19 protein-coding genes are annotated in these 15,732 nt (G+C 72.7%); 12 read left to right on the top strand and 7 right to left on the bottom strand.

Features of this window, described 5'->3' with window-relative positions; translation table 11 throughout:
- The first annotated feature begins 49 nt into the window (after positions 1-49).
- A complete protein-coding gene (locus VG276_06015; GenBank protein HEV8648959.1) occupies positions 50-277 on the top strand; it encodes a hypothetical protein in 228 nt (75 codons plus the stop codon).
- Between the two features lie 4 nt (positions 278-281).
- Here the strand turns inward: VG276_06015 and VG276_06010 are convergent, their stop codons facing one another.
- Together VG276_06010 and VG276_06005 are read right to left on the bottom strand one after the other, a co-directional pair.
- A complete protein-coding gene (locus VG276_06010; GenBank protein HEV8648958.1) occupies positions 282-584 on the bottom strand; it encodes a hypothetical protein in 303 nt (100 codons plus the stop codon).
- A 51-nt stretch (positions 585-635) separates the two neighbouring features.
- Positions 636-1,826 carry a cysteine--tRNA ligase gene (locus VG276_06005; protein ID HEV8648957.1) on the bottom strand — a complete coding sequence of 397 codons (1,191 nt, stop codon included), beginning with the start codon at positions 1,824-1,826 and terminating at the stop codon, positions 636-638.
- Between the two features lie 180 nt (positions 1,827-2,006).
- Between VG276_06005 and VG276_06000 the strand changes: the two genes are divergently transcribed.
- The 7 genes from VG276_06000 (at position 2,007) to VG276_05970 (ending at position 9,255) form a co-directional block, all read left to right on the top strand.
- Positions 2,007-3,080 (top strand): amidohydrolase family protein, encoded by a 1,074-nt coding sequence (locus VG276_06000; protein ID HEV8648956.1) that lies wholly within the window; start codon positions 2,007-2,009, stop codon positions 3,078-3,080.
- 1,267 nt (positions 3,081-4,347) lie between these two features.
- The gene (locus VG276_05995; protein HEV8648955.1) at positions 4,348-4,638 is read left to right on the top strand and encodes a hypothetical protein; all 291 of its coding nucleotides are present in this window, start codon (positions 4,348-4,350) and stop codon (positions 4,636-4,638) included.
- Positions 4,639-5,066: 428 nt separating this feature from the next.
- On the top strand, positions 5,067-5,753 hold the full coding sequence (locus tag VG276_05990) for a methyltransferase domain-containing protein (GenBank protein ID HEV8648954.1): 687 nt from the start codon (positions 5,067-5,069) through the stop codon (positions 5,751-5,753).
- A 308-nt stretch (positions 5,754-6,061) separates the two neighbouring features.
- The gene (locus tag VG276_05985) at positions 6,062-6,439 is read left to right on the top strand and encodes an ATP-binding protein (protein ID HEV8648953.1); all 378 of its coding nucleotides are present in this window, start codon (positions 6,062-6,064) and stop codon (positions 6,437-6,439) included.
- On the top strand, positions 6,436-7,359 hold the full coding sequence (locus VG276_05980) for an RNA polymerase sigma factor SigF (GenBank protein HEV8648952.1): 924 nt from the start codon (positions 6,436-6,438) through the stop codon (positions 7,357-7,359). Before VG276_05985 ends, VG276_05980 begins: the two co-directional genes overlap by 4 nt.
- Before the next feature lie 2 nt (positions 7,360-7,361).
- Positions 7,362-8,339 carry a diacylglycerol kinase family protein gene (locus VG276_05975; GenBank protein ID HEV8648951.1) on the top strand — a complete coding sequence of 326 codons (978 nt, stop codon included), beginning with the start codon at positions 7,362-7,364 and terminating at the stop codon, positions 8,337-8,339.
- A gap of 46 nt (positions 8,340-8,385) precedes the next feature.
- The gene (locus VG276_05970; GenBank protein ID HEV8648950.1) at positions 8,386-9,255 is read left to right on the top strand and encodes a diacylglycerol kinase family protein; all 870 of its coding nucleotides are present in this window, start codon (positions 8,386-8,388) and stop codon (positions 9,253-9,255) included.
- 187 nt (positions 9,256-9,442) lie between these two features.
- On the opposite strand, the gene VG276_05965 is transcribed toward VG276_05970, so the two are convergent.
- Positions 9,443-10,330 carry a glycerophosphodiester phosphodiesterase family protein gene (locus VG276_05965; GenBank protein ID HEV8648949.1) on the bottom strand — a complete coding sequence of 296 codons (888 nt, stop codon included), beginning with the start codon at positions 10,328-10,330 and terminating at the stop codon, positions 9,443-9,445.
- Between the two features lie 652 nt (positions 10,331-10,982).
- On the opposite strand from VG276_05965, the gene VG276_05960 reads away from it, so the two are divergent.
- The 3 genes from VG276_05960 (at position 10,983) to VG276_05950 (ending at position 12,763) form a co-directional block, all read left to right on the top strand.
- Complete coding sequence (locus VG276_05960) at positions 10,983-11,231, top strand: WhiB family transcriptional regulator (GenBank protein HEV8648948.1); 249 nt, start codon at positions 10,983-10,985, stop codon at positions 11,229-11,231.
- A 167-nt stretch (positions 11,232-11,398) separates the two neighbouring features.
- Complete coding sequence (locus VG276_05955) at positions 11,399-12,043, top strand: response regulator transcription factor (GenBank protein ID HEV8648947.1); 645 nt, start codon at positions 11,399-11,401, stop codon at positions 12,041-12,043.
- Positions 12,044-12,133: 90 nt separating this feature from the next.
- Positions 12,134-12,763: a DUF5317 family protein gene (locus tag VG276_05950; protein ID HEV8648946.1), complete on the top strand. Its 630-nt coding sequence runs from the start codon at positions 12,134-12,136 to the stop codon at positions 12,761-12,763.
- A gap of 86 nt (positions 12,764-12,849) precedes the next feature.
- Here VG276_05950 and VG276_05945 read toward each other — a convergent pair whose 3' ends face one another.
- From VG276_05945 to lepB, 3 genes are all read right to left on the bottom strand, one after another.
- Positions 12,850-13,068 (bottom strand): helix-turn-helix domain-containing protein, encoded by a 219-nt coding sequence (locus tag VG276_05945; protein ID HEV8648945.1) that lies wholly within the window; start codon positions 13,066-13,068, stop codon positions 12,850-12,852.
- Between the two features lie 268 nt (positions 13,069-13,336).
- Positions 13,337-14,284: an NAD-dependent epimerase/dehydratase family protein gene (locus VG276_05940; GenBank protein ID HEV8648944.1), complete on the bottom strand. Its 948-nt coding sequence runs from the start codon at positions 14,282-14,284 to the stop codon at positions 13,337-13,339.
- 43 nt (positions 14,285-14,327) lie between these two features.
- Positions 14,328-14,849, bottom strand: coding sequence for a signal peptidase I (gene lepB, locus VG276_05935; GenBank protein ID HEV8648943.1), 522 nt, complete (start codon positions 14,847-14,849; stop codon positions 14,328-14,330).
- Between the two features lie 153 nt (positions 14,850-15,002).
- Here lepB and sodN point away from each other — a divergent pair, with 153 nt between their 5' ends.
- Positions 15,003-15,410, top strand: coding sequence for a superoxide dismutase, Ni (sodN, locus tag VG276_05930; GenBank protein HEV8648942.1), 408 nt, complete (start codon positions 15,003-15,005; stop codon positions 15,408-15,410).
- 106 nt (positions 15,411-15,516) lie between these two features.
- Here the strand turns inward: sodN and VG276_05925 are convergent.
- On the bottom strand, positions 15,517-15,732 hold a 216-nt coding region (locus VG276_05925; GenBank protein ID HEV8648941.1), incomplete at its 5' end, for a hypothetical protein.

Raw genomic sequence — 15,732 nt, 5'->3', positions numbered from 1 at the left:
GGCCATATCCTTCTCGGGCCGAGCCCGTGCGCCCCGAGGCGGAGGACCGATGCCAGCCACCGACACGACGAACCCGACCAAGGCCGCCCTGGAGGCCGCGGTCCTGGACCTGACCGACGAGGAGATCGTCGGCGCTCTGACCCGGATCAGGAGCAGCTCGGTCAAGCAGGCATACGAGGACCGCGAGGGCTACACCTGGCCCCGGGAGGCGCAGCGCAACGTGCTCGACGCGCTCGCCAGGCGGCTGGCCGGCGGGCGGGTGCGGGCGTCGAGCTGACGGCTCAGCTGTCCTGACGGCTCAGCTGTCCTGACGGCTCAGCTGTCCTGGCGGCTCGATCGTCGGCCGCGGGCTGGCGCGCCGGCGCCCGGCCGTCGGTGGCCGGGTGCTCGACGATCGCGACCACCCGGCCGGAGAGGAACCGGGCCGTGCGCACGGTCTGACCGGTCCGGGTCACCTCGGCCACCTCGACCATGGTGCGCGAGGTGGTCACCTCGACCCGGCGGCCGTCGCGGGTCGCCGCGATCTCGAACGAGCGCACGCCGTTGCCGGTGTCCACCAGTACCTCGACCCAGTCTCCGCGCATACGCGAAGCGTACCCGCCCCTGGTCTGCGTGGATACCCCGGGGCCCTCCGGTCAGCCGGACGGGGCCAGCCGGACCCCGAGCACCTCGGCGGCGGCCAGGACCGAGGCCCCGTCGCCCTCGCGGGCGAGCTCGTCGACCGCCCGGAGCGCGGCCGGGGTGTCGAGGTCGCTCGCGAGGGCCGCCCCCACCGGCCCGGGCAGCTCCCTCGTCGACCTGGTCGCGGCCCGCTCCGGGAGCCAGCCGCCCCGGCGCCAGCTGTCGAGCCGCTCGGCGGCCTCCTTCAGCTCGTCCGGGTCGAGCTCCCAGCCCGAGCGCCAGTGGTGGGCGAGCAGCACGAGGCGGACCGCGGCCGGCTCGTGCTCGCGGAACAGCTCGCGCGGGAACACCAGGTTGCCGAGGGACTTCGACATCTTCTCACCCTCGTGCCTGACCATGCCGGTGTGGAGCCAGCGGCGCGCGAACGGGGCCTGCGAGGCCGACTCCGACTGGGCCCGCTCGGACTCGTGGTGGGGGTAGAGCAGGTCGGCGCCGCCGCCGTGGAGGTCGATGGTGGTGCCCAGGTAGCGGCGGCTCATGGCCGAGCACTCGAGATGCCAGCCCGGGCGGCCGGCTCCCCACGGGCTCGGCCACGACGGCTCTGAGGGCAGGCTGCGCTGCCAGACGACGAAGTCGAGCGGATGGCGCTTGCGTGGGTCGCCCGGGTCCCCACCCCGCTCGGCCAGCAGGCGCTCCTGCTCCTCGGCGCCCAGGCCGGACAGGTCCCCGAAGCGCGGGTAGGAGGTGACGTCGAAGAACACCGTCCCGTCCACCACGTAGGCGTGGCCACCGTCCACGAGCTGGGCCGCGAGCTGCACCATCGACCCGATCTCCTCGGTCGCCCTGGGGAACCAGGTCGGCCGGGCCACGTTGAGCGCGTCCATGACCTCGAGGTAGTCCGCGGTCTCGCGCCGGCCGAGGGCGAGGTAGTCCTCGCCGTCCCTGGCCGCCCGGCGCAGCACGTCGTCGTCGACGTCGGTGACGTTCTGGCAGTAGTCGACCTGGTGCCTTCGCGAGCGCAGGAAGCGGACCAGGGTGTCAAACATCACGTAGGCGAAGGCGTGCCCGAGGTGGGCGCTGTCATAGGGGGTGATGCCGCAGACGTACAGCGTGACCCGCGGGCCGAGCCGCAGCGGGGCGGCACCGTCGGGCGGGCCCTCGAGCACGATCGGGTCGAACCCGACCTCGCCGTCCGCCGCTGTCACGCCCACCTCCCAACCCGGCCGGGCCTCGCACGCCTCAGGCCAGCGTGCGCCAGCCCCGGATCGGGATGGTACCGGCTGGGACGCACGCGCGGCCCCCCACCCAGGGCGCGCGGTTGCTACCCTCAGGGTCGTGCCCGCCCCCGCCACCGCCCGGGGCCGGCGGTTGCTCGGCTCATCATCATGCCCGCCCCCGCCACCTCCTTTGCGCTCGTGGGGACGACCGTGCTCGACGGGTTGGGAGGGCCGCCGCTCGCCGGCCACACGGTGGTCGTGCGGGACGGGCGGGTCCACGCGGTCGGCCCCAGCGACGAGGTCGCGCCCGGCGAGGGGATCCGCGCGGTCCGGGCCGAGGACCTGACCGTCCTCCCGGGCGTGGTCGACGCCCACGTCCATCTCGACTTCCATGACCCCGCGCAGGTGCTCCGCGGGGGCGTCACCACCGTGCGCGACCTGGGATGGCCGGCCGCCCGGCTCCAGGTGCTCGAGCGCGCGGCGGCGGCGCCAGGAGCCCTGTCGCCCAGGCTGCTCCGGGCCGGGCAGATCGTGACCGTCCCCGGGGGCTATCCGACCCGTGCCGCCTGGGCTCCGCCGGGCACGGCCCGGCCGGTGGCCGGCCCGGAGGAGGCCGCCGTGGCGGTCGCGGACCTCGCCGGCGCCGGCGCCACCGTCATCAAGGTCGCGCTCGACGACCGGGTCGGCCCGACCCTGGACGAGGCGACGCTGGCCGCGGTGGTGGCGGCCGCCCGCGGGCGCGGGCTGGCGGTGACCGCGCACGTCGCCGGCGAGCGGGAGGTGGAGAAGGTGCTCGCGGCCGGCGTGGCCGAGCTCGCCCACTGGCCGTTCACGAGCAGGCCGCTGCCGGATTCGCTCGTCGAACGGCTCGCCCGGACGGTGAGCGTGGTCCCCACCCTCCACATCGAGCCCACCTGGGCCAGGCGCCAGGGGCTGGCCGGGTTCGTGGCCGCCGGCGGCCGCATCGTCTACGGCACCGACCTGGGGAACCAGGGACCCCCGCCCGGGATCGACGTCGCGGAGCTGCGGCTCATGGTCGAGGCGGGCATGACCCCTGGCCAGGTCCTGCTGGCGGCTACCGCGGGCGCCGCGGGCCACCTGGGGCTGGCCGACGCCGGCGTGCTGGTACCGGGCGCCCGCGCCGACCTGGTCGCGGTCCGGGGCGACCCGCTCCGCGATCTCCGTGCCCTGACCCGCATCCGCCTGGTGAGCCGCGACGGCCACCTCGCAATTGGCCGGTAGAGCAAACCAGGCCGCCCCGGTGGGTGCTGACCGCTGGTTTTCCGTGTCGCGGCGCGGTCGGCGGGGTGCTCTGGCCCGGCGGGCCTCATTTCGCCTTGCGGTGGCCCGGCGGGACCCACAGGAGGTGGAGCCGGCCCCAAACCTCCGCGAGGGAAGCGAAAACACGGGACTGCGCACACGGCCGTCCGCTGGCTGCGCCGGCCGGGGTGGTTGCAAAGCGCACCGGCAGGCGCCAGGCATGGAGTGATCGTCACATTTGGTTTGACTCGGGCAGCTCCTTTCCAACCGTCGCCCGGGACGGCCAGCCGGGGCCGGCAGGGCAATGGGCGCTCTCCGGCGGCGCGGGAGACCCTGCCCAGTGGCTCCCGGACGGGAAATCCATGGATCCCTGTGCAGCCCGCCCGCCTCGAGCAGGTCTCGGCCGCGGGACGCGACAGGCCGACGCGACAGGCCGACGCGACAAGCCAAGATGGAATATGCCGCTCCCACGGCCAGTGCGTCGCGCGTTTGCGGGCCATCGCTGGGTCGACCGATTCTCCGGCCGCCCCGAGCCCGAGCACCCGGCTCAGATCGTGCCCAGCCCGGAGGGCTGGCGGCGCCGGCCTCCCACCCCGCCGATCACGCGGAGAGCACAGAACCACTCCAGCCTGCCGGGCGACATGTTCCTGTCGACTGGCCCAGGGCGGCAGATGACGCACGAGCACGGACCGACCTTGCCAGGACCGGGTCCGCAGCAGACCGCCGTGAGGTTCCGGGCGGGCACCTGGACCTCCCCTACCCCGGTCCAGCCCCTACCCCGGTCCAGCGGCCAGCCGGCCCGAATGGAGCATCCCGGACGGACCCGAGCCGACGCGTGCACGAGGGCCGGCGTCCGGGCCGTGCGGGCAACCGCGTGCCAGGGGAGGCGGCCGCTGGCCGCTGGGCCGACCGTCGCCACGCGCACGCCAATTCGTGATTCGCTTACGCTGCATGGCTTTCACGCGCCCGCACCGGCCAGCGGCCGGTGCGGCGGGTGCCTGGTTTCTGCCCCCGTCCGGCCAGCGCCAGGAGCCGGGTTTGCCCTCCGGCAGCGCACCACCAGCCGCGCTCGCAGGCGGCTCGCCGGCAGCGGCGCCTGCGCGGGGGGCATCTCGCCGGCACCGTCCCACCAAATACGCAGGACGAAAAGTGGCTTAGATGTTGCAGAGAGCGCCGGCTCTGGTTAGTCTTGCCCAAATCTGGGCAGCGCTCCTTTGGGATCACGCTGACACGCCGTGAAAGGAGTCCGATGGGCACCAAGACCATCACCATGTACGTTTCGGACATTGACGGTGATGAGATCACTGCCGGGTCCGCCTATCAGCTGTCCGTGCGTCACCCCGACGGCTCGACCCAGCAGCTCGATATCTCCGAGAAGAACTATAGGGACCTCAAGCTCGAGGGCCTCGGCAAGACCCTGAAAAAGCGTGGCCGCAAGCCCGGCACCTCGACCAACAAAGCGGCTTCCGGCACCACCGCCACGCGCAGGCGCACCTCCCGCTCGGCCAACGGCAACGCCAAGCCAGCCGCGTCCGCCTGACCGGCCCGGCCAGCGCCCAACGGCACGACCCCATCCCGTGCCCGACGAGCCCGCGGCGCTGCCGCGGGCTCGTGGAGTCGCGTGCGGCCGGCGCCTCCACCCGCCCGGCGCGAGCCCGGGCACGGCGACGAGCTGGCCTGGCCGCCGGCGCAGACCCTGGGCAGCCCGCTCCCACAGACGCTCGCGAACAGGGTGACAGTGTCCGTCCCGCCGAAGGGCTGCTCCGCCTGCCACGGCGTGCCGTGGACGATGTCACCCCGACGGGCGAGGCGCTGTAGGGCCTGCAGCGAAGAACCCTCGTGAACGAGACTGGGCGCCGTTGCATGGACCAGACCGACCCGCGAGAAGCGGGCCGCGCCGCCCCTCGCGGACCATCCCGGCAACCGGGAGTGGATACCCGAGCTGGGGCCTATGACCGGTACGCCGAGGTGTACGATCGCGTCTGGCGCCGCGCTCCCTACGACCGTTTCGTCGACCTCTGCCTCGAGGAGGCCCGGGGGCCCGTCCACCGGGTCGTCGTGGCCGCCTGTGGGACCGGCAACGCCGTGCTCGAGCTGGCCCGCCGCGGGTACCGGGTCGCCGGCTTCGACCTGTCGACCACGATGCTCGGGCAGGCGGCCGCCAAGCGGCGGCCCGGCGCCCCGATCGGACTGGTCTGCGGCGACCTGCGCGCGGCCCCCTTCGCCGACGGCGCCGCCGACCTGGTCGTGGCGCTCAACACGGGCATCAACTACCTGTTGGAGGCCGACGAGGTGGTGGCCGCGCTGGCCCATCTGGGCCGCATCGCCGGCCCGGACGGCACCGTCGTGGTCGAGCCGCTCTCGGAGCGGTTCCTGTACGCCGGCTTCGAGCCGAACCGGCACGTCGAGGCGGGCAGCCTGTCGCTCGACGCCAGCTACGAGATGCACGGCGACCTGCTCGCCGAGCGCGTCCGCTGGAAGGTCGAGGACGTGGAGGTCGTCGAGACCTACTGGCAGCGATGGTATGGCGACGACCAGCTGGACCAGATGTTCGCGGCCGCCGGCCTGGAAGTCACCAGGCGGCGCTCCATGTGGCCCTCCATTCCCGAGGAGCCCGCCCGCGGCCGCACCATCTGGGTGGCGGCGCCCAGCTGATCAGCCGATGAGGCAGCGGGCCGGCTCTCCTGCCCCGGCAGGAGCCCGATGAGGCAGCGGGCCGGCTCTCCTGCCCCGGCGGGAGCCCGGCGAGACCCGGAAGCGGTGGCCGCGGGAACGGCGCACCCTCGGACCGACGCCGACCGGACCGACGCCGACCGGACCGACGCTGGCGCGATCGGCCGCCTGCTGGTTGCATGGGTCAGGCTGTGAGGGTTGGATACTCTCGCTCCGCTGGTGGGCAGCCGCCGGAGCCGAACGAGAAGCGAGCGCCGGGCACTCCGGGCGCCGAAGGAGCCGCGAGCGCCATGGGCATGTCGACCATGCACATCCAGATCCCCGCCTCCGGCGCGTATCTGTCGGTGGTACGGGCGGCGGCGACCGGCCTGGCAGCCCAGCTCCAGTTCACCTACGAGGAGATCGACGACCTGCGCATCGCCGTGGACGAGGCGTGCGCGCAGCTCCTGGCCCGCCGCGGCAGCGCGGAGACCCTGCGCATCGACTACCACCTGAAGCCGGCCGAGCTGTTCGTGGAGGTCTCGGTTGAGGCGCCCGACCGTGGCGAACCGCTGGAACGCGACACCTTCGCCTGGCAGATCCTGACCGCGCTGACTGACGAGGTGACCGAGCGGGCCGAGGCAGACGGCCTCCGCCTGAGCTTTCGCAAGTGTGGCGGCCGAGCGTGAACGACATGCCCTCCGACTCGAGCACGGTAGCGGGCCCGCGGGACGCCCGGCGGACCGACGACACCGGCCCCGCGCTGGACCGCCTCCACGGCGAAGGCACCATGACCGAGGACCTGGCCCAGCTCTCCGACGAGGGCGGGATGGACCGCACCCAGCTCTCCGACGAGGGCGGGAGGGACCGCGCCTATGCCAAGGAGCTGTTCCGGCGGTTCGTGGAGACCCGCAGCACGGCGCTGCGCGAGGAGCTGGTCGGCCTTCACCTCCCGCTCGTGGAGTACCTTGCCAGGCGCTTCCGCAACCGCGGCGAGCCGCTCGAGGATCTCATCCAGGTCGGCACCATCGGGCTGCTGAAGGCGATCGATCGCTTCGATCTCGGGCGCGAGGTGGAGTTCTCGACTTACGCGACCCCGACCATCGTCGGGGAGCTCAAGCGGCACTTCCGCGACAAGGGATGGGCCGTCCGGGTCCCCCGCCGGCTCCAGGAGCTCAACCTCTCCCTCAACAAGGTGGTAGCCGAGCTCTCCCAGGAGATCGGCCGGTCGCCGACCGTCGAGGAGATCGCGGCCAAGGTGCGCCTGTCCGAGGAGGAGGTGCTCGAGGGGCTGGACACCTCCAACGCCTACGCCGTGGTGTCGCTCGATGCGCCGGCCGGCGGCGACGACGCCCCGACGGTCAGCGAGCACATCGGCTCCGACGACGAGAGCCTGGAGGCCCTCGAGTACCGCGCCGCGCTCGGGCCCCTCATCGCCGAGCTGCCCGAACGGGAGCGACGCATCCTCTACCTCCGCTTCTTCCGGGGCATGACCCAGTCGCAGATCGCGGCCCGGCTCGGCATCTCCCAGATGCACGTCTCCCGGCTGCTGAACCGGACCCTGGGCGTGCTGCGGGCCGGCTTGCTCGAGGAAGACGAGACGGGCTGAGCATGCGGGTGGTGCTCGTCGTCAATCCGGGCGCGACCAGGTTCACCGGGCGTCTCCGCGACCGCGTGGTCCGGGCCCTGGCCGCCGAGCACAAGGTGGAGGTCTACCAGACCAGCCATGCTGGGCAGGCGACCGAGCTGGCCCGCGCCGCGGTGGTCGGCGGCGCCGAGGTGGTCGCGGCGATGGGCGGCGACGGGACGGTCAACGAGGTGGTCAACGGCCTGGCCGGAGCCGCCGTCCCGCTCGGGCTGGTCGGCGGGGGGAAGACCAACGTGTTCGCTCGCGCGCTCGGGCTGCCGGGCAGCGACACCCCGCGGGCCACGGCGAGGCTCCTGGAGCTGCTCACGGCGGGTGCCCGGCGCCGAATCTCGCTCGGGATGGCAGGCGGCCGCCGCTTCACGTTCGGTGCCGGCCTCGGCCTGGACGGTGCCATCGTCCGCGAGGTGGAGCGCCGGCGCCGGGCCAAGCAGCTCTACGGCGACCACACCTACGTCGCCGCCGGCCTCAAGACGCTGCTCGTCGGCTACGACCGCGACCACCCGCATCTCACGGTGCACTTCGACGACCGGCGCCCGGCCATGAGCGGCTTCTTCGCCCTGGTCGGCAACGGCGACCCGTTCACCTATCTCGGCCCCCGGGCATTCCGGCCGACGCCACAGGCCAGCTACGAGCTGGGCCTCGACGTCCTGGTCGGGCAGTCCATGTCGGGCCTGGCCATCACGCGCGCGATCACCGGCATGCTGTCACCCCGGCCGCGATCCACCTACCCGAGCTTCCCGGTCCTGCACGACCAGCACGGCTTCCGGCTGGAGAGCGACATCCCCCTCCCCTTCCAGCTCGATGGCGAGTACCTGGGCGACCGGACCAGCGTCGCATTCGAGCACCTGCCCGCCGCGCTCACCGTGATCGCCCCAAGCCCCGAGGACCGCCACCGGTCCTGGCGGGCGGCCCCGAGCCGCACGGCGAGGGGACAGCGATGAGCACGGCGGCCGCGACCCCACAGCCACCCGAGGAGGCGGCGCGCCGATGAGCCCGCGGGCAGCCTGCGTCGCACATGTCGGCTCCGGGGAGTTCGCCCGCGTCGCGGACGCGCTCACCGAGCTGCGCGGACGCTACGGGAGGATCCCCATCCACCCGGTGCAGCTGCCCGGCGAGGCGGGCGAGGTCGTCAGGGAGCTGGCCTCGTACCTCGACCTGCTCGCGGTGTTCGGCGGCGACGGCACCATCCACGACGCGGTGGGGGGCCTCCCCCTGGGGCCGGACGACCCCGCCGTGGCGCTGCTCCCAGGAGGGACCGGGAACGACCTCGTCCGCGGGCTCGGGCTGCCAGCCGACGCCGTCGCGGCCGCCCGGGCCGCGGCTGCCGGAGCTCCCCGCGCCCTCGACCTGCTCGACTGCGACGGGGTCAGGGCGGCCAACGGCGTCAACGCGGGGTTCGCGGCGGCGGCCACCGAGATCCTCTCCCGCCGGATCAAGCTGCTCCTCGGCCCCGCCGCCTACGCGGTCGGCGGGCTCGTGGCCGGGCTCAGGCCGCCTACCTGGCCGGCGCGCGTCGAGGTGGCCGGCGAGGTGTTCGAGGCTGAGGCGCTCGCCGTGGTGGCCGGCAACGGGCCCTCGTTCGGGGGCGGCATCCGGCTCCTCGAGGGAGCGGACCCTGGCGACGGGCTGCTCGACGTGCTCGTGGTCCCGGCCGAGGCGCTCAAGGGCGCCGCCAAGGCGCGCCTGGCCGCCAGGCTCGCCCGCAAGCGGCTCCCCGATGGCCTGCCGCGGTTCCGGGGACCGTCGGTCACACTCCAGACCGAGATGCCGTGCCGGCTGGACGGTGAGCCGCAGCCGACACCCAGGTCCGTGACCGTCCTGCCCGGAGCCTGGCGGGTGCTCCTCCCGCCGGCCTGACAGTCGTGGCGACGGCACCCCCGGGCCCGGGGGCCCCGGGCGGCACCCGGACGTGTGGCCCCGGCAGCACCCGGGCGCGTGGCCCCGGCAGCACCCGGGCGCGTGGCCCCGGGGGCACCGCAGGCCCGGGGGGGCCCCCAGGCGCGTAGCCCAGGCGCGTTGCCCCGGCGGCATGCCGCGCCCGTGGTCAGGTGCGCAAGGACCTTGCCAGATGGCCGGGCTGGTCGGTGACCACGGCGGTGACGCCCAGGTCGGCGAGGCGGCGGGCGGCGTCCGGCTCGTCCACGGTCCAGGCGGCGAGCAGGATCCCCTCGTCGACGGCTCGGCCGGTGGTGACATGGGCCTTCGGGCCGGAGTAGGCGGAGGCCTGCGCGGCCAGTACCGAGCAGCCGGCCGCCTGCACCGCCCGCAGCGCGCGGCCGAGCGGGATGAAGCTTGGCGAGACCAGACCGACCCGGACACCGGGTAGCTCGGCCGTGACCGCGGCCGCCACCCGGCGCGAGAACGAGGTCACCATCACCCGTCCGGTGTCGGCCCGGCCGGCCAGGACGCCGGCCACGAGCGCGGCCACCTCCTTCGGACCCTCGGGCCCGTCGCCGCGCACCTTGACCTCGACGTCGATCAGGGCGGTGCGGGGTAGCGAGTCGAGCACCTCGGCCAGGGTGGGGACGCGGGCGCCCGGGTAGCGGCGGGCCCGGCTGTCACGAGCCCGGCTGTCACGAGCCCGGCTGTCGCGAGTCCGGCTGTCGCGAGTCCGGGTCCACGACGCGCCCGGGCTCCGCGATGCCCGGGGACTGGACATCCTCGAGACCCGGACCCCCGAGGCGCCCACCTCGTCGAACCACGATCCGGCGTCCAGGGCGAGGAGCTCGGCCAGGGTGCGCTCGCGCAGCGGGCCGCGGCCGTTGGTCGTCCGTCCGAGGCCCGAGTCGTGGAAGCAGACCAGGACGCCGTCCGACGTCCGACGGACGTCCAGCTCGACGCCGTCGGCCCCCTCGGCCAGGGCGGCGCGGAACGCCGCGAGCGTGTTCTCGGGCGCCACCAGCCGTGCGCCCCGATGTCCGAGAATGCGCAACCCTTATGCACCTCCGGCCGGCCGGGTGCGGCTCGCTCCGAGCGCACCCGGCGATCCTACCGGAACGGCCCGGACGGCCGAGCCGCCCATCCGGGTCCCGCAGAATGCTCCTACGGGACCCCATAATGACCTTCGATGACCAACTCGTGCATCTGCGGGAACCAAGATTGATCCATCGAAGCTGCACATGCCGGTCAGGGCCGCCAAGCGAACGCTCACGTGGGTCCGGCGAAGCCGTCCCTCGGACGGCCACGCGAAGGACTATATTTGGCCCTCACGCCGACCACCGGAAGTAACTAGACACCGCTCCTACGTACTGTGGGGTGAGTCTAAATACTTTTGCCGATGGACCACACGACTCGACTGTTTTGCAGGCGTTTCTCCTGGTAACACGGGTAGTGAGCATTCGGTAGAGCATGGGCGACTCGAGTCAGGTATCACTATCTCAGGCGGTGCCGTATGGCCACGGGCGGGGAGCATTTGGTGCAGATTCTTTCGGTCAATCTGAGATTGGGTTCTTCCATTCTTTCTTTCCCTGTCCTAGACTCACGGCGCTCTACATCGACAGGCTGACGCACAGGACCCCTTTCACGAAGCCTTCGATCTGCGCCCCTTCCCCCAAGGGCTTTGCTTGGAGAAAGCGAGGATGTCAATGGACTGGCGCCATCGTGCCCGCTGCCGCGATGTCGACCCGGAGCTCTTCTTCCCGGTAGGCACTACCGGGCCCGCTGAGGCCCAGGTGCAGGCCGCCAAGGCGATCTGCACCCTCTGCCCGGTTCGTGACGAATGCCTCCAGTGGGCGCTGGACACGGCGCAGGACGCCGGCGTCTGGGGCGGCCTCTCTGAGGAGGAGCGCCGGGCAATGCGCCGGGGTGCGCGCCGTAAGGTCCGCATCGCCTGACAAACGGCCAGGCCGGAGCACCCGGCGCCCACTGGTTGGCTGACCGGATTCTCGTATCTTCCCCTCCCCTCGTCCGAGTTGTACGATTTCTCCGTGAGCATGTCCGGATCGTCTCGTTGAAGTCGATCGTTGGGCTCTAAGCTGCCGGAGACGGGCGAGGGGGGCGCGTGAGCGAAGTCGTTCGCATCCTGGTTGCCGACGACCACCCCCTGACCCGGGACGGGATCAGGGTCGCCCTGTCGCTGGACGCGGGACTCGAGGTGGTCGCCGAGGCGAGCGACGGTCAGGAGGCGGTCGAGCTAGCCCAGTCGCTGCATCCGGACGTGGTCATCATGGACGTCCGGATGCCGCGACTGGGCGGCATCCGCGCCACCAGGGAGATCACCGCCTCCGCTCCGGACACGAGGGTCATCATCCTGACTGTCGAGGAGACACAGGCCCGCGTGGGCGAGGCGATCCAGGCAGGTGCGGCCGGCTACCTGGTCAAGGACGTCGACGCGAGGGAGCTGGGCCGGGCGGTGCACCTTGCCGCCGAGGGCAGTGCGGTGATCCACCCGAACCTGACCCGCCAGTTCCTCGAGGAGATCCGGCAGCTCACCAAGAGCGAGCACAACGTGGCGTCGCTGTCGGCCCGCGAGATCGAGGTTCTCCAGATGATCGCCTACGGGTCGACCAACCGGGAGGTGGCCGACGCCCTGCGGATCTCGCCGCAGACAGTCAAGACCTACCTGGAGCGCATCTTCACGAAGCTGGGCGTGTCGGACCGTACCCGGGCCGTGGCGGTCGCCCTCAAGCACGGCATCGTCGACTGACATCCTCCCTGCCTTCCTGAAGGACAGCGCACTCGGACGCGAGCAGGTAGGCTACATGCCCGCGCACGACCCCCGAGGAGCTGGGAGCGCATGGGTGGACTGTTGCTGTTCGTCCTGGTCGCCGCCGCCGGTCTGCTAGCTGGCTACCTGCGCCAGGGCAGCCTGGAGGGGCTCAAGGAGACCCATGTCCAGGGCAGGACGCTCGCCCTGGCCTGCCTGGCTGTCCAGGCGGTGGTCGGCGCCCCTTTGCTGCGGACGATCGGCCTGCCCCGCACCCTCGGCGCCGTGCTGCTGATCGCGGCCCTGGTGATCCTGGTCGGGGTGGCGCGCGCCAACGGCCGGCTTCCCGGCGTGCCCCTGGTCGCCCTCGGCCTGCTGCTCAACCTGCTGGTGACGCTGGCCAACCTCGGGGTGCCGGTGTCCGAGGCGACCCTGCGCCGGGGCAACGTGGCCGTCGAGCAGCCGCTCCCCCAGCGCCCCGACGCGAAGCACGTCCTCGAGAGGCCGGCGGCGCGCATCGCGGTGCTCGGCGACCGGTTCGCCGTGCCGCCGCTGTTGACGGTGACCAGCATCGGGGAGGTCACCGAACTCGCCGGGCTGTTCCTGCTGATACAGCACATGATGCTCATGGGCGCCGTACCGGGCCGGCGCAACGGCACCGGCACCGAGCACGACGCCCACCAGGCACGAACGATCCCCTGGTCGACCTGGGCCGACTAGGTCGATCCTCCGGTCGGCCCCCGACCCAGCTGGGCCGCCGTGACCTCCGCCGACCCGCCCTAGGGTATCCGCCCTAGGTATCCGCCCTAGCCCGTGGGCTCCTCGCGGAGCTCGTTCGCCAGCTCCCGGATCTTGGCCTCCGGGTAGCGGCGGTGCCCGCCGAGGGTCTTCAGGAAAGGCAGCTTTCCTTCCTTCGCCCATCGCGACACGGTCTTCGGTGAGACGTGCAGGAGGTCGGCGACCTCTGCGGTGCGCAGATAGCTGGTCGTCTCGATCCTTGAGCTGGCCTTGCGCGGAGCTGCCACCGTGCGTCCCTTTCTCGAGTCCGGACCTCGGCTCACGGCGCCGATGGCTCGGATATGGACCGGCTGTTCGTCGGACCACGACAGTCGCGGACGTGCGGCGGTTACGGCTCTGTCGGTCACCCTGCCGGATGCAGAACGAACAGGGCGATTATCGCTACCGGTCCAAGCGCCAACCATAGCCCGCTTGGGCCGTTTCAGCGCGGAAGTTACCTACAGCACGTTCACTACACAGCCCGTCACATTGAGCCAAGCTTCGGCCCTACGGCGCTCAAGTGTACCGGTGCTTGGCTGGCAACCTCGCCTCCAGCCAGTCCACGGTCAGCCCGAGCCCCTCCTCGAGCCCGGTCCACGCCTGCCAGCCGAGCACCTTGCCGGCCCGGCTGGCGTCCAGGACGGAACGCCGCGGGTCGCCGGGGCGGGGCGGCGCCCACTCCGGCTCACCCGTCCAGCTGATCCGCGACGCGAGACGCTCCACCACGTCGAGCACGGAGGTGGCGGTGCCCGTGCCGACGAGCAGCCGGCCGACCGCACCAGCGTGGACCGCCCTGGCCAGCGCGTCAACGGCGTCGTCCACGAACAGCCAGTCGCGGGCCTGGCGGCCGTCCCCGTCGATCCGGGGCGGGCGGCCCTGCAGCATCGACCAGGCGGCCCTGGCCACCAGCCCAGCCCCTAGCGGGTCCTGCCGCGGCCCGTAGACGGTCCCGAGGGCCAGGATGGCCACCTCGAGGTCGCGGGCGCCGTAGGCGCGGGCGTACGCCTCGCAGGCGAGACGGCCCGCACCAAGGGGGTGGGCGGGCGCGGGCCGGTCGTCCACCCTGGTCATGCCGGTGAGCTGGCTCGGGAAGAGGTAGGCGCCAGAGGACGCCATCACGACCCGGGCGCCGCTGCCCACCGCCGCCTCGAGGATCTCGACGACGCCGGCAACCACCGCCCGGGCGTCGGCGCTCGGTGCCGACCAGGCGCGGACAGGGTCGGCGGTCATCGCCAGGTGCACCCAGGCGTCGGCCCGGATCCGGCTGGCCAGGGTGGGCAGGCCGCCCTGGCCCACGTCCATGCGGTGGAAGCGGACGCCCCCGCGGCGCCTGGCCTCGGTCAGGTTGGCGAGGTGTCCGTGGGAGAGGTCATCGATGACGATGACCTCGTCCCCTTCGGCCTGCAGCCGGTCGACCAGGCTGGCTCCGAGGAACCCGGCCCCGCCGGCCACCACCACCAACACTCGCGCCTCCCTCGACTGTGGAACGCATCCTATCCAGACCGGGTCAACGGGCGCGCACGCGCACCGCGAGGCACCGGGGCGGCCAGTAGGCGAACCGGACGACCCCGACCAGCTGTTCCCGCCCGACCGGGCCGAACGACCGGCCGTCGGTGCTCTCGGCCCGGTGGTCGCCGAGGACCAGGTGCTCGTCGCGACCCAGGACCACGTCCAGGTCCGCGCCGGCGCCGTACCGATGCTCGAGCCAGGGCTCGGGGACCTCCTGCCCGTCGACCTCGAGGCGCCCGCCGACCAGGCGCACCCGCTCCCCTGGCAGCCCGATCACCCGCTTGACGACCTCGAGGTCGTCGCCCGGGCGCCGGACCACGACCACCGACCCGCGGGCGAGGGACCCGAGGAGCGGCGCCACCGCGATGCGCTGTCCAGGGACCAGCGTCGGCCGCATGCTGCCGCCCTGGACCAGCATCGGCTCGAGCCGGCCCCGGCGGACCGCCGCCAGCCCGGCCGCCGCGAGCACGACCAGGGCGGCGACCAGCCACCCGGCGCGCTCCGTACCACGTCCCCACACCCGCTGCCAGCACCTCCCGCCGGCCTCCCGGCCTCCCGGCCTCCCGGCCTCCCGCCGCCCTCCCGCCAGCCGGAGCGGGCCAGCGTGCCCGGTGAGAACCAGGATGGTACCGTCGGGTGGTCCAGCGACGTCCGATCGAAAGGGACGATGCCCATGATCGCGAAGAGCCTTGCCGCCTGGCTCTTGCCGACTCGGGTCGTGCACGCGCACTGTGATCTGCCATGCGGCGTCTACGACCCGGCGCAGGCCCGCATCGAGGCCGAGTCGGTGGCAAAGATCATCGAGAAGTACCACGCCTCTGACGACGAGGTGTTCCGGACCCGGGCCCTGATCATCAAGGAGGCTCGCGCCGAGCTGGTCAAGGAGCACCTCTGGGTGCTGTGGACGGACTACTTCAAGCCCCAGCACCTCGAGCAGTTCCCCAACCTGCACGACCTCTTCTGGCAGGCCACGAAGACGGCGGGCGAGGCCAAGCACTCGGTCGACCCAGGCGTCGCCAAGAAGCTGCTCGACCTCATCGACGAGATCGACGGCATCTTCCAGAAGTCCAAGAGCGGCTGAGCCGGATCCGGGGCTCTGGCGCCTCCGTTCCGGCCCCGGCGCCGCATCGCAGCGCACGGCGGCCGGCCCTGGGAGGGGCCGGCCGCCAGCGCCTCTCCAGGCGCGCCTAGGGACTGGCTAGGCGCTTGCCGCGGTAGTTCGGGAAGATCAACGGCTGGTGCTGCCAGCAGAAGCCCGTTTTGTTATAGATCGACAGCCTGGTGTCGCAGTCGTTCTCACGACAGATCCGGCCCACGCGCTCCACCTTCGAGGGTGGAGGATCGTTGCCCGGCCGGTGTCCTTTGACGTTGTCCGAGCGCATGGTATGCCCCACCATCCTTCC

Source organism: Actinomycetes bacterium (assembly GCA_036000965.1).
Lineage (GTDB): Bacteria > Actinomycetota > CALGFH01 > CALGFH01 > CALGFH01 > DASYUT01.
The sequence above is the reverse complement of the archived record's forward strand: the minus strand, read 5'-3'. Positions and strand labels throughout refer to the sequence as shown.